Below are 20,600 nucleotides of genomic sequence, written 5' to 3' on the forward strand. Positions count from 1 at the left end.
GGGGCTTAGCGCACTTGGCGCTGCACGAGTACGTAGCTGGTGCTGCTGCCGGGCGCGGCCAGCAAGCGCAGCTTGACTTTCACCGGGCGCATGCGCAGGGTCAGCACGTAATCGATGGTGTCGTCCAGCGTCGCGCCATCGTCGGCGGCGTCTTCGAAGCGCTGCGCGACCATGAAATTATTCAGGCAGGGCGCGACATTGGTAAACAAGGGCTGGCCCAGCACACGTTGCGGCGAGAGCCCCGCGGCCTCCGATTCAAAGGCGTTATAACGCTGAACATTGGTGTCGGCATCGAAGCCAATCACGCCAAAATCGAGCTGATCGAGCTGTTCAGATGTGCATTTTTCGAGCTGCAGGGCCAGGTCCGCGGCCGAAAACGACGTGGTCGCTGGATTCATTGCAAGCTCCAGTGAGATTGTTGATTTGAGGAAATTGATGATGGCACAGTGCATGCTCCTTGTCAATAAAAGGGCCGGGTACTGACACGGTGCATTGTCTGTTTTCACATTGCCAGCCAGACCAGCGACCCAGTTAGCAGGCCGGGGCAGGGTGCACGCGCGTCAGCCTTCGACTACCATGTGCGCCATGATACCAATTACCGAGATCAATGCACTGGATGCCATTCCTGCGCCGTGGTGGCGCGACCGTGCTACTTTGCTACGGGTGGTCGCCGACCTGCTGGCCGCCGAGCTGGCCTTGATGCGGCCCGGCCTGCCCCGCCGCCGCATGCCCTGGTCCGCCGATCTCGACCTGGCCTCCGATCTCGGTGCAGATTCGCTCGAGCTGCTGGGACTGGCCAGCGTCTTGGAGCAGATGCTCTCGATCGGCTGCATTGGCCAGGAGCGCGTGCTGGCGCATCCGCGCCTGGGGGCCTGGGCCGACGCCGTTGCGGCCGGGCTCGAGGGTGGGGCCGAGCTTGTCAATTTCCGCACTTCCGGCAGTTCGGGGGCGCCCAAGACCTGTCGCCATGCGCTCGCCGAGTTATGGCAGGAGAGCGTCGCACTGGCGCGCCTGTTTCCCGGGACGCGCCGCATATTGAGTATGGTGCCGTCGCACCATATTTACGGTTTTCTATTTTCGGTCTTGCTGCCGCGTGCACTCGGACTGGAACCCGGGCTCGACGGCGACATCGAGTTGGCCACCGTGGCCGACCTGCGCGCCGAGTCGCCCGGGGCCGTGGCCCGGCAGCTGCGCCCGGGAGACCTGGTGATCGGCCATCCCGATTTCTGGCGTGCCTTTGCGGCGGCAGCCACCCACCTGCCCGACGACGTGGTGGGCGTGAGCTCGACCGCGCCGTGCCCGGCCGACGTGGCCAACGCGGTCGCGGCGGCGGGCGTCGCGCGCCTGGTTCAGGTGTATGGCAGTTCGGAGACGGCTGGCGTCGGCTGGCGCGACAGCCCGGACGAGGATTACCGATTGTTTCCCTACTGGGAAGCCGGAGCGGAGCCCAAACGAGCAGCGGGCGCCTCGCCGGGCCCTGCCGTACTGACGCGCCGCTGCGCCGACGGCAGCCGCCGCTCTTATCCGCTGCAGGACAGCCTGGTCTGGTCCACGCCCGGGCGCTTTCGTCCAGCCGGCCGGATCGATCATGCGGTGCAGGTGGGCGGCACCAATGTCTACCCGGGCTATGTGGCAGAGGTGCTGGGCATGCATCCGCAGGTCGCGCAAGCGGCCGTGCGCCTGATGCGTGCGGACGAAGGCCAGCGGCTGAAGGCCTTTGTGGTGACGCATGCCAGCTCGACGGGCGACATGGCCAGCCTGCGTGCCGGACTGGGCGAATGGATGGCCCAGCGGCTGTCCACGCCCGAATGCCCGGCAGCGTATTCGTTTGGCCCAGCGCTGCCGCGCCAGGCCAACGGCAAGCTGTGCGACTGGATCATCGAGGCCTGGGAATAACAAGCTATCGGGCCAAGCCAGCCTCACTAAGCTTAGAACAGCGGTGACGGCGCCGGCGGTGGCGGCACCGCAACAGGAGCGTGCGGTGCCCACGCCGCGTCCGGCTCGTCGGCCTCGTCGGCGTCCCCGGAAAGCGCCGTGTCTTCTGGCGCCGGCTCGATGTCGATGACGCGCAGGTCGGGGCGTTGCGCGAACTCGGCATAGATCCAGTCGTCGTCTTCGCGCATCACGCCCGCGGGTTCCACTGGTGCGGCTGCTGGCGGCCGTGGCGCCAGCGCGACGCGCATATAGTCGATCCAGATCGGCAGCGCCAGGGTGGCGCCGAACTCGCGCCGCCCCAGCGAACGCGGTTCGTCATAGCCCATCCAGGCCACCGCCACCACCTTGCCGCCATAGCCGGCGAACCAGCCATCGAAGGCGTCGCTGGTGGTGCCGGTCTTGCCGGCGATATCGTTGCGACCCAGTTTCTGCACCGAGGCGGCGCCGGTGCCGTAGCGGGTCACGTCGCGCAGCATGGTGTCGATGATAAAGGCATTGCGCGCGTCCAGCACCCGCTCGCTGTCCTGACTGGCCGGCTGCGGCCGGTGTTCCAGGATGACGCTGCCGTTGCCGTCGCGAATCTGCGCAATCAGGTAGGGCTTGACCCGGTAGCCGCCGTTGGCGAACACCGCATAGGCGCCTGCCAGCTGCAGCGGAGTCACCGCTCCGGTGCCCAGGGCCAGGGTCAGGTTGCTGGCGTGGCGCGCCGGATCGAAGCCGAAGCGGCCCAGGAAATCGTGCGTGTAGTGCACCCCGATGGCGCGCTGCAGGCGCACGGTGGTGACGTTCTTGGAATGGGCCAGCGAATGGCGCATGGTAATTGGCCCGCTATAGACGCCATCGTCATTCTGCGGCGACCAAGTGGCGCCGGCATTTTCGCCCGGCATGTCGAGCGGTGCGTCGAGGATGCGGGTGCCCGGCGAATACCCCTTGTCGAGCGCTGCCGCGTACACGAAGGGCTTGATCGCGGAACCTGGCTGGCGCCAGGCCTGGGTCACATGGTTGAACTTTTGCAGGTTGTAGTCGAAACCGCCGACCAGCGCATGGTAGGCGCCGGTGTCGGCATCGATGGCGACAAACGCGGCGGCCACCTGCGGCACCTGGACGATTGCCCAGGCATGCTGTGCGCGCCTGCTGATGCGAATCACCGCGCCCGGGGTGAGAGCAAGGGCTTGCCTGGCCCCCGGCGCCAGCGCGCGTGCCGCGAACTTCAGGCCGGCGCCCTCGATCGTGATCTCCTCGCCGGCCAGGGTTGCGACGCGCACCGTTGTGGCGGAAGCAGCCAACACCAATGCCGGCACCAGGCCGTCGCTGGCCGGGCGTTTCTGCAGCGCGTCGGCGATGGCCTGGTTGCGTTCGGCCGGCTGCTGCGGCAGGTCGATGCGCGCCTCCGGGCCGCGGTAGCCGTGGCGCTGGTCGTAGTCGAGCACATTGCGGCGCACCGCCTCGTAGGCCGCATCCTGCTGTGCCTTGAAGATGGTGGTGATCACGACAAGGCCGCGCTCGTAGGCCTGCTCGCCGAACTGGGCGAACACGGCCTGGCGCGCCAGTTCGGCCACATAGTCGGCCCTGGTGTCTAAATCCGGGCGGCCGCGCCGGATGCGCAGGGGTTCGTCGAGCGCCTTGCGGTAACTGCTTTCGGTAATGTCGCCCAGTAGGTATAGACGTTCCAGCACCGCATGCTGGCGCAAGCGCGCGCGTTCCGGGTTGACCACCGGGTTCTGGCGCGACGGGTTCTGCGGCAGGCCGGCCAGCATGGCCATCTCGGCCAGGCTCAATTCGTCCAGCGATTTGCCGAAATAGCTGCGCGCCGCGCTCGAAAACCCGTAGGAGCGGTTACCCAGGAAGACCTGGTTCATGTACAGCTCGAGGATCTGGTCCTTGGTGAGGGCGTCCTCGATCCGGTAGGCGAGGGCGATTTCGGTGAGCTTGCGCGAGATGCGCTTCTCGCGCGACAGGAAAAAATTGCGCGCCACCTGCATGGTGATGGTCGAGGCCCCCTGGCGGAAGCCGCCGCGCAGGTTCGATCTGGCCGCGCCGGCCGCACGCCTCCAGTCGATGCCACCGTGCTCGTAGAAGCGCGCGTCCTCGATTGCCAGCAGCGCTGTTTTCATCATGGGAGGGATATTCGCGATCGGCACGAACTCACGGTGCTCGACGCCGAACTCACCGATCAGGACCTGGTCGGCGGTGTAGATACGCAAGGGAATCTTGGGCCGGTAGTCGGTGACGGCGTCGATTCGGGGCAGCTTCGGCAAGATCGCCGACATCAGGTAGACCAGGGCGCCGGCGCCGAACAGCACGATCGCAGCCAGGAGCATGAGAAAAGCCTGGCGCACGAAACCGCGGGCAGGGTGGCGCCGGCTTGCGCGATGCGGGGTCGGATGCTTGCTCACTGCTTTGCTCTCATGATAAGGCCGATACTGCCAATGGCCGCGAATGCCGATTCTACCCCTGCATTCGGGCGATGCCGCGCTTTCATTCCATTTCGGCATGTGCGATAGTCACGGATTCAGCCCCTCCCAAGACTGTATTCCGAAGGAAGCCCATGCCTTACGATCCACCGCCCGATCACGCAACAGCCACATTCAAACCCTATATTCCAGCCGACGCGCAACTGCCCGAAATGACGCTGCGCGCCCTGCTCATGGGCGTGGTGCTTGGCATGATATTCGGCGCTTCGTCGCTCTACCTGGTACTGAAGGTCGGCCTGACCGTCAGCGCCTCGATTCCGGTGGCCGTCATCGCGATCACGCTGTTCCACACCGCCAGGAAATTTGGCGCGCGCGAGTCGACCATCCTGGAAAACAGCATCACCCAGACCGCCGGTTCCGCCGGCGAATCGCTTGCCTTTGGCCTGGGGGTGACAATGCCGGCGATCCTGATCCTTGGCTTCGACCTGGAGATTTCGCGCGTGATGCTGGTGGGCGTGCTCGGTGGCCTGCTGGGCATCCTGATGATGATCCCGATGCGCCGCACCATGATCGTGGACGCCCACCGCGAGCTGAAATATCCGGAAGGTACCGCCTGCGCCGAAGTGCTCAAGGCCGCCGCCACCGAAACCTCGCGCGCAGCCGCCGGCGAAGTGCGCGAAGCCGGCTCGGACGCCGCGCGCGACGCCAAGCGGCGCGCCATGATCATCTTCGGCGGCTTCGGCATCGGCCTGCTGTACAAGACGCTGAGCGTGTCGTTCAAGGGCTGGCGCGACTACGTCAACTTTGAATTTTCCGCGCCGCTGCGGGGCGGGTCGGCCGGCGCCGAAGTCTCGCCGGAACTGCTGGGCGTCGGCTACATCATCGGCCCACGCATCGCCTTCACCATGGCGGCAGGCGGCGTGCTGTCCTATCTCCTGATGATACCGATGATCAGATTCTTCGGCGAGCTGCTGACCGTGCCGCTGTCGCCGGGAACGATCCTGATCCGCGACATGGGCCCGGACGACATTCGTAACGCCTATGTACTGTACATCGGTGCCGGCGCGGTGGCAGCGGGCGGCCTGATCTCGCTGGCGCGCTCGATGCCGACCATCTGGAAAGGCCTCACCGGCGGCCTGGCTGGCCTGGGTCGGGGCAAGGTCGCCGCCGCGGCCAGCGGCCCATCCCTGCGCACCGACCAGGATATTCCACTCAAATGGGTAGTCATCGGCTGCCTGGCCATCATCGCCATCATCACGGTGGCTACTCCCCTGCATATGAACCTGCTCGGCGCGCTGCTGATCCTGGTGTTCGGCTTCCTGTTCGCTACCGTGTCCTCGCGCCTGACCGGCGAGGTCGGCTCGTCGTCGAACCCGATCTCGGGGATGGCGGTGGCAACGCTGCTGTTTACCTGCCTGATCTTTCTGCTGATGGGATGGACCGGCGGCCAGTATTACGTCACCGCGCTGTCGGTCGGCGCGATCGTCTGCATCGCCGCCAGCAATGCCGGCACCACCTCGCAAGACCTCAAGACCGGCTACCTGGTCGGCTCCACGCCACGCATGCAGCAATACGCGATCCTGTGCGGCGCATTTGCCTCGGCATTGGTACTGGGGCCGATCCTGCTCAAGCTCAATGACGCGGGCACGGTCTATGTGCCGGCGGCCCAGGTCGCACCTGGGCTGAGCGTCGACGCATCGACGCTGACCGAGACCGCTCAGCTGCAAGGCCCGCAGGCGGCAACCGACGCCAATACCTACAAGGTCTGGCAAAAACGCGACACCGTCGGCGGCCCGGCTGGCAAATACCTGGTAACTAACGAGGGACAGCTGGCCTACCTGGTCGACCCGGGCATCAACGGCACCCACAAGACCCGTCCGGACGGTACCGAGGTAAAGAAATACGATGCGCCGAAGGCGGTGCTGATGTCGTACATCATCAAGGGCATTCTCGACCAGGAATTGCCATGGACGCTGGTGCTGTTCGGCGTGATGATCTCGGTGGTGCTGGAGATGGCCGGCGTGCATGCGCTGGCGTTTTCGGTCGGCGTCTACCTGCCGCTGATCTCGACGCTGCCGATCGCGGTCGGCGGCACGGTGCGCTGGCTGGCCGACCGCGGCAACCGCAAGCTGCCGCAATACCAGAAATTCAATGAAGAAGAACGGCAGGCCGCGGGCGACCGCAGCTCCGGCACGCTGCTGGCGTCGGGCTATATCGCCGGCGGCGCGCTGGCTGGCATCATTATCGCCATCACGGCCGGCGTGCTGACCGACTTCGACAGCACCATGGTCGAGTGGGCCGAGGCATCCAACCCGTTCTTCGCGGGAGACAGCGCGAACGTGCTGACCTTGATTCCGTATGCGCTGATTATCATTGTGCTGTATTGGGTAGCGCGCGAGAAAGCCAGGCGTTAAGTGAAAATGGCCCGGATCTCCGGGCCATTTTTTCATCGCGCCCTCGCCCCAGGCGGCGCCTCGCGGTGCGGCGCAAGCTGGCGCAGTGCCTGTCAGGCGTTGCAGCCGCGTGGCAAGGACGGCCCGCCCGATACCGGGAGCGTACGCCTAACGCACCCGTAACGCACCAATAAAAAACGGCGGCCCCAAAGGACCGCCGTTTTGATTGGTGCGCGAGACGCTTATTTCACGCCGTGCATCAGTTTCTGGATCAGCGGTGCGAGCAGGAACAGCAGCACGCCGCCCACCAGCAGAATCCAGAAGCCCGAGGTGTAGCCGTCCAGCGCCGAGGCTACTGACATGCCGGAGCTGCCCGAGACGTGCGAGGCGAAGATGCCCGACAGGTTGTTGCCGATACCGGTCGACAGGAACCAGCCGCCCATGCCCAGGCCGACCAGGCGGGTTGGTGCCAGCTTGGTGACCATCGACAGGCCGATCGGCGACAGGCACAGCTCACCGATCGACTGGATCGTGTACACCGCCAGCAGGGTCCACGCCGGGATCTGGCCGATCGGGTCGATCAGCTGCGACAGCGCGTACATCAGCAGGCCGAAAGCCAGGCCGTTGATGATGATGCCCAGGCCGAATTTGCGCGGAATCGATGGATTGACGTTGCGCCGGCCCAGCATGACCCAGACGGCAGCGATAATCGGTGCGAACACGATGATGGCTACCGCATTCACCGACTGGAAATACGCGACTGGCATTTCCCAGCCGAAGATATTGCGGTTGACGATCTGGTCGGCCAGGAAGGTGAACGAGCTGCCGGCCTGCTCGAAGAAGCACCAGAACAGAATGTTAAAGAAGAAGATGATCATCATTGCGATGGTCTTGTCGCGCGATACCTTGCCTTCGCGCACGCCCTCGATGATCAGCATCAGCGCCAGGATCACGAACATGACCGACAGCAGGATCTGCAGCGTGCCCGCGCCCAGGCGCAGCAGCAGGTACACAATCGGGATCACGACCAGCGAGCCGACGATCACGCCGATCAGGCGCTTCGGGCTGGCCAGTTCGCCGACCGGCGCGCCGATACCCTTGAGCTGCTTGCGGCCAACATAGAACCACACCAGCGCCAGCAGCATGCCGATGCCGGCGGCGAAGAACACGGCCTTGTAGGCCGGGACCGCGCCATCGCTGAGGCGCTCGGCCAGTTCGCCGGTGATGATCGGCGCAAAGAAGGCGCCGGCGTTGATGCCCATGTAGAAGATGGTGAAGCCGGAATCGCGGCGGGTATCGTGCAGCGAATACAGCTGGCCCACCATGGCCGAGATGTTCGGCTTGAACATGCCGTTGCCGACGATGATCGTGGCCAGGCCGAGCTTGAAGATCTCCTGGTCTGGCAGGGTAATCATGAACAGGCCGGCGGCCATGAAGACCGCGCCGACAATGATCGAGCGCTGGTAGCCGATGACGCGGTCGGCGACATAGCCGCCAAAGACGGCGCCGGCATACACCAGCGCGAGGTAGGAACCATAGGTCAGGTTGGCGTCGGCCTGGCCGACCGAGTCGCCGCCATAGAACTGGGCAACGATGTAGAGCACGAGGGCCCAACGGATGCCGTAGAACGCGAAGCGCTCCCAGAACTCCGTCATGAACAGCATCCACAATGGCGCCGGATGGCCCATGATCTGTTTGAACTCTGGAATGGCCTTGTCGCCAGGTGTCGCAGCTGCACCGCTCATGCGGGTCCTCCCGAAATGGTTATCTGAATAGACTGTTTTTTTACTGGAGCGATCGGATGTCCGAAAATTCCAACTGGCACGCATTCTAGTGTAAATCGGTCATCGCCAGCGAACTTTTTGCCGATGTGGTATTGACAGTGTCGGCAGGCGCGGCCAGCCCCGCCGGGCTCCGTGCGCATGCCTGTAGCGGGGCGCATAACCCCCGACTTTGGCGTATATTGGTAACAGGCCACACCGTCACACCGCTAGATAGGGAAAATAAAACCATGACCCATGAAGTAGTCGATATTCTTATTTCGCCGGAAGGCCGCCTCGAAGTATTGTCGAAAGCCGAAGTCAGCAAGCTTTTGGATACCAGCAAGGCAGGCCTGTACGACATTTTCCGCAAATGCGCCCTCGCGGTGCTCAATAGCGGCAGCTCGATCGACGACGGCAAGGAGTTGATGGAGCGCTATCGCGATTTCGAGATCAGCATCCTGCAACGCGAACGCGGCATCAAGCTCGACCTGCGCGGCGCGCCCGGCCTGGCCTTCGTCGATGGCAAGATGATCCGCGGTATCCACGAACACCTGTTCGCGGTGCTGCGCGATATCGTGTATGTCCATTTCGAAGTCACCGAGAGCCCGCGCTTCGACCTGAATAATCCGGAAGGCATCACCGATGCCGTGTTCCATATCCTGCGCAATGCGAATATCCTGCAGCCGCAGCGCAGTCCGAACCTGGTCGTATGCTGGGGCGGCCATTCGATCAGCCGCACCGAATACAACTACACCAAGGAAGTCGGCTATGCGCTCGGCTTGCGCGAGCTCGATATCTGCACCGGCTGTGGCCCGGGCGCCATGAAAGGCCCCATGAAGGGCGCGGCTATCGGTCACTCCAAGCAGCGCATGAAAGGTGGCCGTTACCTGGGTATTTCCGAGCCGGGGATTATCGCGGCCGAATCGCCCAATCCGATCGTCAACGACCTGGTCATCATGCCGGATATCGAGAAACGTCTCGAAGCCTTCGTGCGCACCGGGCATGGCATCATCGTGTTCCCGGGCGGCGCCGGTACCGCCGAAGAAATTCTCTATATCCTAGGTATCCTGCTGCATCCGGACAACGCCGAAATGCCGTTCCCACTGATTTTTACCGGTCCTGCAACTTCGCGTGCCTATTTCGACCAGATCGACCAGTTCATCGGCCTGACGCTGGGAGCGGCGGCGCAGCGGCGCTACAAGATCATCATCGACGATCCGGATATGGTGGCGCGGGAGATGGCGGCCGGGATCGGGCAAGTGCGCGCCTTCCGCAAAGACCACAGCGATGCCTATTATTTCAACTGGCGTCTCAAGATCGATGCCGAATTCCAGAAGCCGTTCCGGCCGACCCACGAGAACATGCGCAACCTGAAGCTGCACCGCGACCAGGATGCACACGTCCTGGCCGCCAATCTGCGGCGCGCGTTCTCCGGCATCGTTGCCGGCAACGTCAAGGAAGAGGGCATCCGCGCGATCGAACAGCACGGCAAGTACGAGATCCAGGGAGAAAGCGCGATCATGGGGCCGATGGACGCGCTGCTGACGTCGTTCGTGGAGCAGAGCCGCATGAAGTTGCCGGGCAAGGCGTACACGCCGTGCTACACGGTCGTGCAGTAGGCATCCCGAACCGCGCCTGACAGGCGCGAAACAAGAAAGGCGGCCACGCTTGCGCGAGGCCGCCTTTCTTGTACCGTCAAGCCGCGTGCGCGGCTCGACGCTTAGTCTTCCTTGCGCAGATGCGGGAACAGCAGCACGTCGCGGATGTTCGGCGAATCGGTGATCAGCATCATCAGGCGGTCGATCCCGATGCCGCAGCCACCGGCCGGCGGCATGCCGTATTCGAGCGCGCGGATGTAGTCGGCATCGTAGAACATCGCTTCTTCGTCGCCCGCGTCCTTGGCGGCCACCTGCGACAGGAAGCGCGCAGCCTGGTCTTCAGGGTCGTTCAGCTCCGAGAAGCCATTGGCGATTTCGCGGCCGACCATGAACAGCTCGAAGCGTTCGGTGATCCCTTCACGTGCATCCGAGGCGCGCGCCAGCGGCGAGACTTCGACCGGGTAGTCGATGATGAAGGTCGGTTCCCACAGCAGGGCTTCGGCGGTTTCCTCGAACAGCGACAGCTGCAGCGATCCCAGGCCGGCAGTGGCGAAGGGCTTGACGCCGAACTTCTTGAGCTCGAGCTTGATGAACTCGGGATCGTTGAGCTGCTCCGGGGTGTAGCCCGGCGCGTACTTGTCGATCGCTTCGACGATGGTCAGGCGCTGGAAAGGCTTGGACAGGTCGAGTTCGCGGCCACCGTAACTGAGCACCGCGCTGCCGTTGGAATCGATGGCGGCCTGGCGGATCACCTGTTCGGTGAAATTCATGATCCACTTGTAGTCGGTATAGGCCGCATAGAATTCCATCATCGTGAATTCTGGATTGTGACGGACCGAGACACCTTCGTTGCGGAAGTTGCGGTTGACTTCGAACACCCGATCGAAGCCGCCCACCACCAGCCGCTTGAGGTAGAGCTCAGGCGCGATGCGCAGGTACATTTCCATGTCGAGCGCATTGTGGTGGGTAACGAAAGGCTTGGCCGCGGCGCCGCCCGGGATCGGGTGCAGCATCGGGGTTTCGACTTCCATGAAGCCGTGTTCTTCCATGAAGCGGCGCATCGAGGACATCGCGGCGGTACGCGCCTTGAAGGTGCGGCGCGTGTCTTCGTTCATGATCAGGTCGACGTAGCGCTGGCGGTACTTGGTTTCCTGGTCGGCCAGGCCGTGGAACTTGTCCGGCAGCGGGCGCAGCGACTTGGCGACCAGGCGCAGCTTGCTGACCTTGACGGTGAGTTCGTCGACCTTGGTCTTGAACAGCGTGCCTTCGATACCCAGGATGTCACCCAGGTCGTAGCTGCGCAGCGCGTCCATGGCATCGATGCCGGCGGAGTCGAGCGTGACATAGATCTGGATCCGGCCGCTGGCCGTCGGCCCCGAGCTGTCCTGCAGGGTTGCGAAGGCGGCCTTCTTGCCGGCTTCGCGGCGCAGCATCATGCGCCCGGCCAGCACCACCGGCACCGGCTCGGCTTCGAGCTCTTCGCGGGTCTTGTCCTGGTAGCTGGCCACCAGGTCGGCAGCCTTGTGCTGCGGAACAAAGTCGTTCGGGAAGGCGATGCCTTGCTGGCGGATGGCGGCCAGTTTGGCGCGGCGCTCGGCCATGATCTTGTTCTCGTCAAACGCCGATGCCGGCGCCTGTTCTTGGTTTTCCGTAGTCATGATGGGAGTGTAGTTCTTGTTGAAAAGCCGAGCAGTTCGGGAGACAGCTCGGAAAAATCGTTGGCGATCGCAATGACGTTGTCGAATCCGGCGAAGCTCGCTGCCGGCAAGGTAGTTGTCAGCACCACGCAGCGCATGCCTGCGCGGCGCGCCGCTTCCACGCCCAGCGGCGCGTCCTCAAACACGATGCAGTGTTCCGGCGCGACGCCGCACAGTTCGGCCGCCTTCAGGAACACGTCCGGATGCGGCTTGCCGCGGGCGACATCGGCGGCGCCGACGACCACCCCGAAATGGCGCCGCAAGTCCAGGCCATCGAGGGTGAACTCGATGTTGGCCGGGGGCGCCGCAGTAGCTACTGCCAGCGCGATCCCGTCTGCCTGCGCGCGCACGACCAGCGCGTCAAAGCCGCCTACCGTCTTGCGATGCGGGGCATAGATCTCGCGGTAGACCGACTCCTTCTCGTGGTTGAGCAGCGCGACTTCGTCGTCGCCCAGGTGCTCGCCCAGGGCCGCGCGGATGATCTCCTGGCCCTGGCGGCCGGCGGTGGTGCGGAAGAACTCGTCCGCATCGATCGCCTGGCCGCGCCGCTCGAAGAAGGTGATCCACGACTTCGTATGAAAGTCCATGTTGTCGACGATGGTGCCGTCCATGTCGAACACGAAGGCGCGTCTGGCCTGGGTCATGCGCCGACGCCCTGCTTGAGCGAGGCCGAAATGAAGTCGTCCAGGTCGCCGTCGAGCACGTTCTTGGTGTTGCCGGTCTCGAAACCGGTACGCAAGTCCTTGATGCGCGACTGGTCCAGCACGTACGAGCGGATCTGGTGGCCCCAGCCGACGTCGGTCTTGGAGTCTTCCAGTTTCTGTTGCTCGCTCATGCGGTTGCGCATCTCCAGTTCGTACAGCTTGGCACGCAGCATGTCCCAGGCTTCGGCCTTGTTGCGGTGCTGCGAACGGTCATTCTGGCACTGCACCACGATGCCTGACGGAGCGTGCGTCAGGCGCACCGCGGAGTCGGTCTTGTTGATGTGCTGGCCACCGGCGCCGGACGCGCGGTAGGTGTCGATGCGCACATCGGCCGGATTGATCTCGATCTCGATCGAATCGTCCACTTCCGGATACACGAACAGCGAGGTAAACGAGGTGTGGCGGCCGTTGGCCGAGTCGAACGGCGACTTGCGCACCAGGCGATGCACGCCGGTCTCGGTACGCAGGTGGCCATAGGCATATTCGCCATCGACCTTGATGGTCGCGGTCTTGATGCCGGCGATTTCACCGTCGGACTGCTCCAGGATCTCGGCCTTGAAGCCCTTGCGCTCGCAATAGCGCAAGTACTGGCGCAGCAGCATCGACGCCCAATCCTGGGCCTCGGTGCCGCCGGCGCCGGCCTGGATGTCGATGAAGCAGTTCGCATGGTCCATCGGGTTGCCGAACATGCGGCGAAATTCCATCTGCTCGATGACAGCCGCGATCGCATCGACATCGCTGCTCACCGCTTCGATGGTGTCGTCGTCGCCTTCTTCGCGCGCCATGCCAAACAGATCCAGCGCGTCGGCGAGGTCGGCCCTGGCTTTTTCAAGCGTGTGCACGACGCCTTCGAGGGCTTTTTTCTCTTTGCCGAGATCCAGTGCCCGCTTCTGGTCGTTCCAGACGGTTGGATCTTCGAGTTCTTCGTTGACTTGCTCTAGCTTCTCGGACTTCCGATCGAAGTCAAAGATACCTCCGAAGTTCGTCCTCACGACCGGTCAGGTCGTTGAGGAGGGCGGAAATGGCGTTGATGCGTTCAGCTTCCATGATCTTGGCAGTCTCGTGAGTGGTTTGAATCGAACCTTCGATTATACCCCAGGACCTGCACCCTGCTGCGCCGCCGGCCGCACTGCTTGCCCTGCGGGGCAGCGCTGCCTTATCATCGCCGCATCATTCCAATGTTTCCGCCCACATTCCGACATGGCCAAGCTCCTGCGTTATCAAATCTGCCTCGCCTGCCTCGGGTATACCGCGATGCTCATCGGCGCCCCGGCTGTCGCGGCCCGGCCTGCCGCCGGCACTAGCGCGACACTGGCCTTGCTCGAGACTACCGACCTGCACGCCAACGTGGTTGGCTACGACTATTACAAGCTGGTGGCCGAGCCTTCGCTTGGCATGGACCGCACCGCCACGCTGATTCACCAGGCGCGCAGGGAATTCGCCAACACGCTATTGCTCGACAACGGCGACACGATCCAGGGCAACGCGCTGGCCGACTACCAGGCGCTGGTCAAGCCGCTGGGCTGTGGCGAGACGCTGGGCATCTACAAGATCATGAACCGGCTGCGCTACGACGGGGCGGGGGTGGGTAACCATGAATTCAATTACGGGCTAAGTTTCCTCAACCAGGTGACCGGCAGCCGCTTCCAGGTGGCCGGCGTGCAGCCGGCGAAACGCTGCGCTGGTCCCGGCTTTCCCATGGTGCTGGCCAATGTCTACAGCCTGCAAACCAAGAAGCCCTTGTTCAGTCCCTACGCCATCATCGACAAGCAGCTCAGCGGCATCGATGCGAACGGCAAGCCGGTGAAGGCCCTGGCGCGGGTGGGGATCATTGGCTTTACGCCGCCGTCCATCATGTCCTGGGACAAGCGCTGGCTGGAAGGCCGCGTCTACACCACCGGGGTGCGCGAGGCGGCCCGGAAGTACATTCCCGAGATGCGCCGCAAGGGCGCCGACCTGGTGGTGGCCATCTCGCACGGCGGCCTCGACGCCGGCCCATACACGCCGGCGATGGAAAACGCCAACTGGCACCTGGCGCAGGTAGGCGGCATCGACGCCATGCTGCTCGGGCATGCACATCAGTTGTTCCCGAACCCCGCCAGCACAGTGCCGCAATTTGACCTGCCGGGCGTGGACAAGGCCAGGGGCCTGGTACATGGCGTGCCGACGGTGATGGCCAGCCTGTGGGGCAAACACCTGGGCGTGATCCAGCTGCACCTGAAGCATGACGGCAAGCGCTGGTCCGTCGAAAAAGAGAAAACCGTGGTCCAGGCGCGCGCGGCGCAGCTTGGGGGCAAGGCTTTCGTCGACCCCGACCCCACGCTGATGGCATTGGTAAGAAAAGAACACGAGGCGACCATCGACTATGTACAGACGCCGGTGGGCACGACCGATTTTCGCATGTCGAGCTATTTCGCCGACGTTGGCGACGGTTCGGCGATCGAGGTGGTCAACCAGGCGCAGGCCGCCTACGTCGCCAGCTTCGTCGCCGCCAACCTGCCGCAATACAAGCACTTGCCGGTGCTGTCGGTGTCGGCGCCGTTCAAGAGTGGCGTGGCCGGCGCGCTCGACTACACCGACGTCAAACCGGGCAACCTGGCGCTGAACAACGCGGCCGACCTGTACCTGTATCCGAACGCGCTGTATGCCGTGAAGGTCAATGGCGCCGAGCTCACCGCCTGGCTGGAAAAGGCGGCGCAGCGTTTCAATACCATCGATCCCACCAAGCCCGAAGCGCAGCTGCTGGTCAATTTGGCGGTGCCAAGCTATAACTTCGATACGATTACCTCGCACGAGGTGTCGTACGAGATCGACGTGACCCGCGCGCCAGGCCAGCGCATTGGCAAGCTGACCTGGCGCGGCAAGCCGGTGGCGGCCGGGCAGGAATTCCTGGTCGCGACCAATAACTACCGGGCCAGCGGCGGCGGCAATTTTCCCGGCCTCGATGGCAGCCGTACCGTGATCGCCTCGCCCGACAACAACCGCGAGGTGTTGATCAATTATGTGCGCAGCGTGAAAAAGCTCACGCGCGCGGCCAACGGTTCCGCGCGCAGCTGGCGCTTTGCCCGGGTGCAGACGGCAGGTCCGGTGGTGTTTCACGCGGCGCCGGGGATGCTCAAGCTGGCGCACGAGGCCGGGCTGCAGCATGTGTCGCAGCTGGCGGCGGACGACGGCCGCGGCAAGGGCACGGCGCTGTACGCGCTGGACCTGTCGAAATGAAGCGGATACTGGTAATGACGCTGGCGGCCGCGCTGCTGGTGCATCCCGCGATGGCGCAGCATGGCGACGAGGTCGATATCGCTTTCCAGCGTGCTTTGGTGCACCGCAGCGGCGATCCGGCGCTGGCGCTGCATTGGCTGGGCGTGGCGGCGGCGCGCGGCATGCCCGAAGCGATGTTCTTGCTGGCCAACATGCTGCTCGAGGGCGAAGGCAAGGGCGGCGTGCGCGACGAAGCGGCGGCGCGGCGCTGGCTCGAGGCAGCGGCCGAGCTGGATTATCCGGAAGCCTGGCAGCAGCTGGCCCTGCTGGAACCCGACCCGCAGCGTGCGGCTCAATTGATGCGCAGGGCTGCGCATGCATTGACGCATCGCTCGGAAGGCAAGCGTTAGGCACTCTGCTGCACGACTGCATGACTGCATGACTGCGCGACAGGCCGATACTGCTGGTCGTCGAGCCGGCAATTCGGTTAATGCAGCGCCGTCTTCTCGGCCTGCACCAGCACGAACGGGCTCACCACCGAGGCCCACACGGTAGCGTCGGAATCGGTCCAGGCCTGCGCCTGCTGGTCGCTTACCTTGGCCACCGTGCCGGCCTGCATCCACGCCAGGATGCTCGCCTTGTCGTCATGCGCCACCCGTAGCGCTACCTCGATCAGGTCCAGCGCCTGGCTCACGTAGATCACCGAGCCGCTGGCAAAATGGCGATCGAGCTCGCGCCATTTCACGCGGCCGGTTTCGCGATTGATCTTGTCGTGCAGCTCGGTGTCTTTGTCTGGGTTCGTCTTCATGCGTTCTTGCTTTGTCAGGTAATCTGGACCGCCGGTTGCGGTGTACCCGTCCATGTTAACCGATAGGTCTGCGCCTTGCGTACATTGCCCACCAATGCCGGGCGAAAGCACGCCAGGTTGGTGCCACCCGGATGGCGCACGCTCGGGTAGATGATGCCCATCGAGCCGCCGTCGAGCAGGCGGTTGGCCAGGGCTTGCGAAGCAATATAGCTGTTCGGGTCGAGGCAGGCACGGTAGGTATCGGCATCGCGCAAGTCGTGAAAGCCCGCGCTGAAGTCGGCCAGCAGGCACTGGTAACTGACACTGTCGTCGAACCGTCCGATCTCGTGGTATTCGACCGTCTTGTGGAAGATGACTTCGGCCAGCGCCGTCTCGGCTGCGAACGCGCAGTACCAGGCGCCGCGCTCGCCGTCATTGAAGCGGCTGCCTTCGGGACGCGCATAGGTATAGGCCGCATTGATGATGCGAAAGTTCGGAACGCCAAATACCAGCTCGTCCATTCCGATGCCGGGCAGTAGTCCGGATTCGCCGCGCAGGCGTTCGTTGGTGGCGTTGTCGAGGTCGAACAGGTCGCGCAGGATGGCGTCGTCCTCGGCCAGTGGCGCCAGCACGGAGTCTTCGACATCGGCAAAGCGCGATGGAATCAGGCGGCAGGTATCGTTCTGGCGTAGCTGGGTCAGCTTATGCGGCGGCAAGATCAGAGGCCTCCGCGGCGTGCGTCGAGCAATTTGCGCACGGTCTGCATGGCCACCAGGCCGCCGCCGAGCATGTAGGCCAGCGGTGTGCGGCCGGCGAAGACAGGGTTGGTATTCGGAAGGTGCACCCATTCGTCGGCGAGCTTGTCGCCATAGAGGATATGCAAGGCCTTGTAGATGCCAAGCAGGTAGGACACGCGGGTGATGCGGTCGACTTCGAGCACCCGGTCGGGGTTCTTCTTCCATTCGTAATACGAGGACGATGCCAGGCCGCCGAGCAGCTCGCGCGCGTCGTCGTCGCGTACTCCCCAGGCGGCAGCGAGCTTGAAAAAGCCCTTGAGTGCCGAGCGCGACAGCCGTTCGCGCTCGGGGCGCGAGTTCAGGTCGACCAGTACCGCTGTCTCGAACCGGCTCTTGGGGTAGCAGTAGGCTAGGCTCATGAAGTCCTCCGTAATTGGACCTTTTATACTCCGATTCCAAATCAATTGCAACCGGCAGTCGTCATGCGTGCGCCTGCCAGCGCGCCGCGTCAGGCCGATTCCGCGTGCTCGACCAGTAGCTGGACCTTGGTGACGCCGTTGTATTCGTTCGCATCGAGCCGGAATGCCACCCGCGCGCGATCGGCCAGGCTGGCGGTATGCCCGAACCAGATCGCGTCGTAACGGCGGCCGTTCTTTTCCAGCTGCAGCTTCAGGTGCCGCTCCTTCAGGATGCGCTGGCTGAGCACGCGGAACTCGTCGCAAAATACCGGTGGTGCAAAGCCCTGGCCCCATACCTGAGCATCGAGCTGTTCGATGAACTGGGTCGAGTAATACTCGTCTTCGAGCGGGCCGTCGGTCTCGACGATGCGCTCGAGCTGGGCCTGGGTCAGCCAGGCGCTGCCGACCGCTTCGAAGGCCTGCGAAAAGGTGTCGAAGTGTTCGGCGCGGATGCTCAGGCCGGCCGCCATGGCGTGCCCGCCGAACTTGTCGATCAGCCCCGGCACGCGTTTGGACACCAGGTCGAGCGCGTCGCGCAGGTGAAAGCCCGGGATCGAGCGGCCCGAGCCCTTGATCCAGCCCTCGTTGCCGGGCGCGAAAGTGATGGTCGGCCGGAAGAACTTTTCTTTCAGGCGCGAGGCGACGATGCCGATCACGCCCTGGTGCCAGCCCGCGTCGAACACGCTGATGGTGCTCGAGCTGGCCGGTTCGAAGCTGTCCAGGTGGAGCAGCGCAGTATCTTGCATGTCGGCTTCGATCTCGCGCCGCTTGAGATTGATGTCGTTGAGCTGCTGCGCGATCGCCCAGGCGCGGCCCGGGTCGTCGGTGAGCAGGCATTCGATACCGAGCGACATGTCGTCGAGCCGGCCGGCGGCGTTCAGGCGCGGGCCGAGCGCAAAGCCCAGGTCAAACGGCGACGCCGAGCGCCCTTCGCGCCCCGCCACGCGAAACAGCGCCGCCACGCCCGGATGCATGCGCCCCGCGCGCATGCGCTTGATGCCCTGTGCGACCAGGATGCGGTTGTTGGCGTCGAGCCGCACCACGTCGGCCACCGTGCCCAGCGCCACCAGGTCGAGCAGGCTGTCGAGTTTCGGCTGGGTCTGGGCATCGAACACGCCGCGCCGGCGTAGTTCGGCGCGCAGCGCCAGCAGCACGTAGAACACCACGCCGACGCCGGCCAGGTGCTTGCTCGGGAAGCCGCACTCGGGTTGGTTCGGGTTGACGATCACGCGCGCCGGCGGCAGCAGGTCGCCCGGCAGGTGATGGTCGGTGACCACCACGTCGATGCCGCGCCGGTTGGCTTCGATCACGCCCTCGACGCTGGCGATGCCGTTGTCGACCGTGACGATGATGTCGGGCGACTTTTCGCGCGCCGCCAGATCGACGATTTCGGGAGTCAGGCCATAGCCGTGCACCACCCGGTCGGGCACGATGTAGTCGACGTTCGCGCCCATCATGCGCAGGCCGCGCAGTGCGGTGGCGCAGGCGGTGGCGCCGTCGCAGTCGTAGTCGGCGACGATGGTCATGCGCTTGCCGGCGGCGATGGCGTCGGCCAAAAAGCTGGCGGCCGCGTCGATGTGGCGCAGGCCGCCCGGTGGAATGAGAGCGGCCAGCTCGCTCGAGAGCTCGCGCACGTCGAGCAGGCCGCGCGCGGCATAGATGCGCGCGAGCACCGGGTGCACGCCGCCCTGGCGCAGCATCTCGGAAGTGCGCAGCGGACAGGGGCGGGTAGTGATGCGGGTCATGGTAGGGCTGCGGTCAATGCCGGAGCCAGGCGATGGGGCGTTCAAATCAAGCGTTCCAGGGTCGGCCGGCACCAGAATTTGCGCTGGGCCATGGCGGTGGTGGTGAATTCGGCAAGGCCGTCGCGGCTGCTCGCGACCAGGTGCAGGCGCGTGACGCGACCCTGCATCAGCGCCGCGTGCAAGGGGGCGAACAGCTTGTCTTCCAGGTTTAGCACGTGCTGCAGCCACACGCCCCAGTCGGCGGCAATCGCCGCCTCGGCCAGGTGGCCCACCACCAGCAGGCCATCCTGCGCCAGCACGCTCTCGAGCTGGTCGAACGAGTCGAGGCGGCGCTCGGCCAGCGCCGCGATCCAGCCCGGCGTGCCGATGCTGGCCATCTTGCCGTTCATGGGCGCCTTGTCTTGCGCCGCGCCCCACAGCCAGAAGGCATTCACGCCCGGCAGGCGCCTGGCTTCGCGCGCGGCGTTCACAGGATGGGTGTGCCAGGCCATCTGGACTTCGTTCTGCAGCTTGCGGTAGGCCAGGGCGCGCGCGCCGCGCGGCACGAAATCGGTCAGGTCCATGCCGGCCACGGTGTCCGGGGTAGCGCTGTCGATATGCGCCCAGTCGTCGGCGCGCAGGAACCAGGTCTGGGCGTCGCCGTAGCGCAGCGGACGGTCGATCTCCTGGCACAGGGCACGCGCGGTCTCGAACAGCGCGCGGCTTTCGTCCTCGTCCAGGTCGAGCTGGCGCAGGTCGGCCATCATCGAATGGCTGCGGGCGATCTGGACGTGGGCCGGGTTGACAATGAACCAGGTGCCGTGTTCCGGGTCGAGCCCGAAGCCGCGCATGGCGGCGGCGGCAAAGGCTGGCTGCCCATCGGGCGCCAGGCCGAGCGCGCGCGCCAGCCATTGCTCGTGCGGCAAGGCGCGCGCGGTATCCACCGTCGCAAGGCGTCGGTGGGCGACGGTGCGGGCCAGCAGCGTGGCCAGCATCGGGGTCTGCGGCGCGGGCGTGGTCAAGGCCCGTACCAGGTCGGGCGCGAATTCGGGGAGCGGGAGCAGGTGCGGAACAACGAGCGTGATCTGGGACATGCCGCCATTTTACGGCATATGCGCGCCCACCGAATGGACCGGTGCCGCCCTGGCGGGCGGGCTGCTACAGGTTTTTGCGACATGATGGCCCGATGTCT

General features: G+C 64.5%; 16 protein-coding genes. 5 read left to right on the forward strand and 11 right to left on the reverse strand.

What is annotated here, in order from left to right; genetic code table 11:
- Positions 1-5 precede the first annotated feature (5 nt).
- Positions 6-398, reverse strand: a complete 393-nt coding sequence (locus NRS07_RS10265; protein WP_259206000.1) for a PAS domain-containing protein — start codon at positions 396-398, stop codon at positions 6-8.
- A 187-nt stretch (positions 399-585) separates the two neighbouring features.
- Here NRS07_RS10265 and NRS07_RS10270 point away from each other — a divergent pair, with 187 nt between their 5' ends.
- Positions 586-1,896 (forward strand): AMP-binding protein, encoded by a 1,311-nt coding sequence (locus NRS07_RS10270; RefSeq protein WP_259206004.1) that lies wholly within the window; start codon positions 586-588, stop codon positions 1,894-1,896.
- Positions 1,897-1,928: 32 nt separating this feature from the next.
- On the opposite strand, the gene NRS07_RS10275 is transcribed toward NRS07_RS10270, so the two are convergent.
- Positions 1,929-4,256, reverse strand: coding sequence for a penicillin-binding protein 1A (locus tag NRS07_RS10275; RefSeq protein ID WP_259213140.1), 2,328 nt, complete (start codon positions 4,254-4,256; stop codon positions 1,929-1,931).
- A gap of 227 nt (positions 4,257-4,483) precedes the next feature.
- Between NRS07_RS10275 and NRS07_RS10280 the strand changes: the two genes are divergently transcribed.
- Positions 4,484-6,763 carry an OPT family oligopeptide transporter gene (locus NRS07_RS10280; protein WP_259206005.1) on the forward strand — a complete coding sequence of 760 codons (2,280 nt, stop codon included), beginning with the start codon at positions 4,484-4,486 and terminating at the stop codon, positions 6,761-6,763.
- Between the two features lie 221 nt (positions 6,764-6,984).
- Here NRS07_RS10280 and NRS07_RS10285 read toward each other — a convergent pair whose 3' ends face one another.
- Positions 6,985-8,487 (reverse strand): peptide MFS transporter, encoded by a 1,503-nt coding sequence (locus NRS07_RS10285; RefSeq protein WP_259206008.1) that lies wholly within the window; start codon positions 8,485-8,487, stop codon positions 6,985-6,987.
- A gap of 266 nt (positions 8,488-8,753) precedes the next feature.
- On the opposite strand from NRS07_RS10285, the gene ppnN reads away from it, so the two are divergent.
- Positions 8,754-10,124, forward strand: a complete 1,371-nt coding sequence (gene ppnN / locus NRS07_RS10290; protein ID WP_259206015.1) for a nucleotide 5'-monophosphate nucleosidase PpnN — start codon at positions 8,754-8,756, stop codon at positions 10,122-10,124.
- Between the two features lie 101 nt (positions 10,125-10,225).
- Here the strand turns inward: ppnN and lysS are convergent, their stop codons facing one another.
- From lysS to prfB, 3 genes are all read right to left on the reverse strand, one after another.
- A complete protein-coding gene (gene lysS, locus NRS07_RS10295) occupies positions 10,226-11,761 on the reverse strand; it encodes a lysine--tRNA ligase (protein ID WP_259206016.1) in 1,536 nt (511 codons plus the stop codon).
- Positions 11,758-12,444, reverse strand: a complete 687-nt coding sequence (locus NRS07_RS10300; protein WP_259206017.1) for an HAD family phosphatase — start codon at positions 12,442-12,444, stop codon at positions 11,758-11,760. The genes lysS and NRS07_RS10300 overlap by 4 nt, the downstream gene beginning before the upstream one ends.
- Positions 12,441-13,551 (reverse strand): peptide chain release factor 2 gene (gene prfB / locus NRS07_RS10305; protein WP_259206018.1). Its coding sequence is split into 2 segments (ribosomal slippage): positions 12,441-13,469 and positions 13,471-13,551, totalling 1,110 coding nucleotides; the frame shifts between segments, so codons are not numbered across the junction. The genes NRS07_RS10300 and prfB overlap by 4 nt, the downstream gene beginning before the upstream one ends.
- A gap of 153 nt (positions 13,552-13,704) precedes the next feature.
- Between prfB and NRS07_RS10310 the strand changes: the two genes are divergently transcribed.
- Positions 13,705-15,723 carry a bifunctional 2',3'-cyclic-nucleotide 2'-phosphodiesterase/3'-nucleotidase gene (locus NRS07_RS10310; RefSeq protein ID WP_373889821.1) on the forward strand — a complete coding sequence of 673 codons (2,019 nt, stop codon included), beginning with the start codon at positions 13,705-13,707 and terminating at the stop codon, positions 15,721-15,723.
- Positions 15,720-16,112 carry a tetratricopeptide repeat protein gene (locus tag NRS07_RS10315; RefSeq protein WP_259206019.1) on the forward strand — a complete coding sequence of 131 codons (393 nt, stop codon included), beginning with the start codon at positions 15,720-15,722 and terminating at the stop codon, positions 16,110-16,112. The genes NRS07_RS10310 and NRS07_RS10315 overlap by 4 nt, the downstream gene beginning before the upstream one ends.
- Positions 16,113-16,189: 77 nt before the next feature.
- Here the strand turns inward: NRS07_RS10315 and NRS07_RS10320 are convergent, their stop codons facing one another.
- From NRS07_RS10320 to NRS07_RS10340, 5 genes are all read right to left on the reverse strand, one after another.
- Complete coding sequence (locus NRS07_RS10320; protein WP_259206022.1) at positions 16,190-16,510, reverse strand: DUF2288 domain-containing protein; 321 nt, start codon at positions 16,508-16,510, stop codon at positions 16,190-16,192.
- 14 nt (positions 16,511-16,524) lie between these two features.
- On the reverse strand, positions 16,525-17,208 hold the full coding sequence (locus NRS07_RS10325; RefSeq protein WP_373889872.1) for an RES family NAD+ phosphorylase: 684 nt from the start codon (positions 17,206-17,208) through the stop codon (positions 16,525-16,527).
- Positions 17,208-17,645 (reverse strand): MbcA/ParS/Xre antitoxin family protein, encoded by a 438-nt coding sequence (locus tag NRS07_RS10330; protein WP_259206024.1) that lies wholly within the window; start codon positions 17,643-17,645, stop codon positions 17,208-17,210. The genes NRS07_RS10325 and NRS07_RS10330 overlap by 1 nt, the downstream gene beginning before the upstream one ends.
- An 89-nt stretch (positions 17,646-17,734) precedes the next feature.
- Positions 17,735-19,429: a single-stranded-DNA-specific exonuclease RecJ gene (gene recJ, locus NRS07_RS10335; RefSeq protein ID WP_259206036.1), complete on the reverse strand. Its 1,695-nt coding sequence runs from the start codon at positions 19,427-19,429 to the stop codon at positions 17,735-17,737.
- A gap of 41 nt (positions 19,430-19,470) precedes the next feature.
- Positions 19,471-20,502, reverse strand: coding sequence for a hypothetical protein (locus tag NRS07_RS10340; protein WP_259206039.1), 1,032 nt, complete (start codon positions 20,500-20,502; stop codon positions 19,471-19,473).
- Positions 20,503-20,600: the final 98 nt, after the last annotated feature.

Origin of the sequence: Massilia sp. H6 (assembly GCF_024802625.1) — a bacterium.
In the GTDB taxonomy this organism is placed as follows: domain Bacteria; phylum Pseudomonadota; class Gammaproteobacteria; order Burkholderiales; family Burkholderiaceae_D; genus Telluria.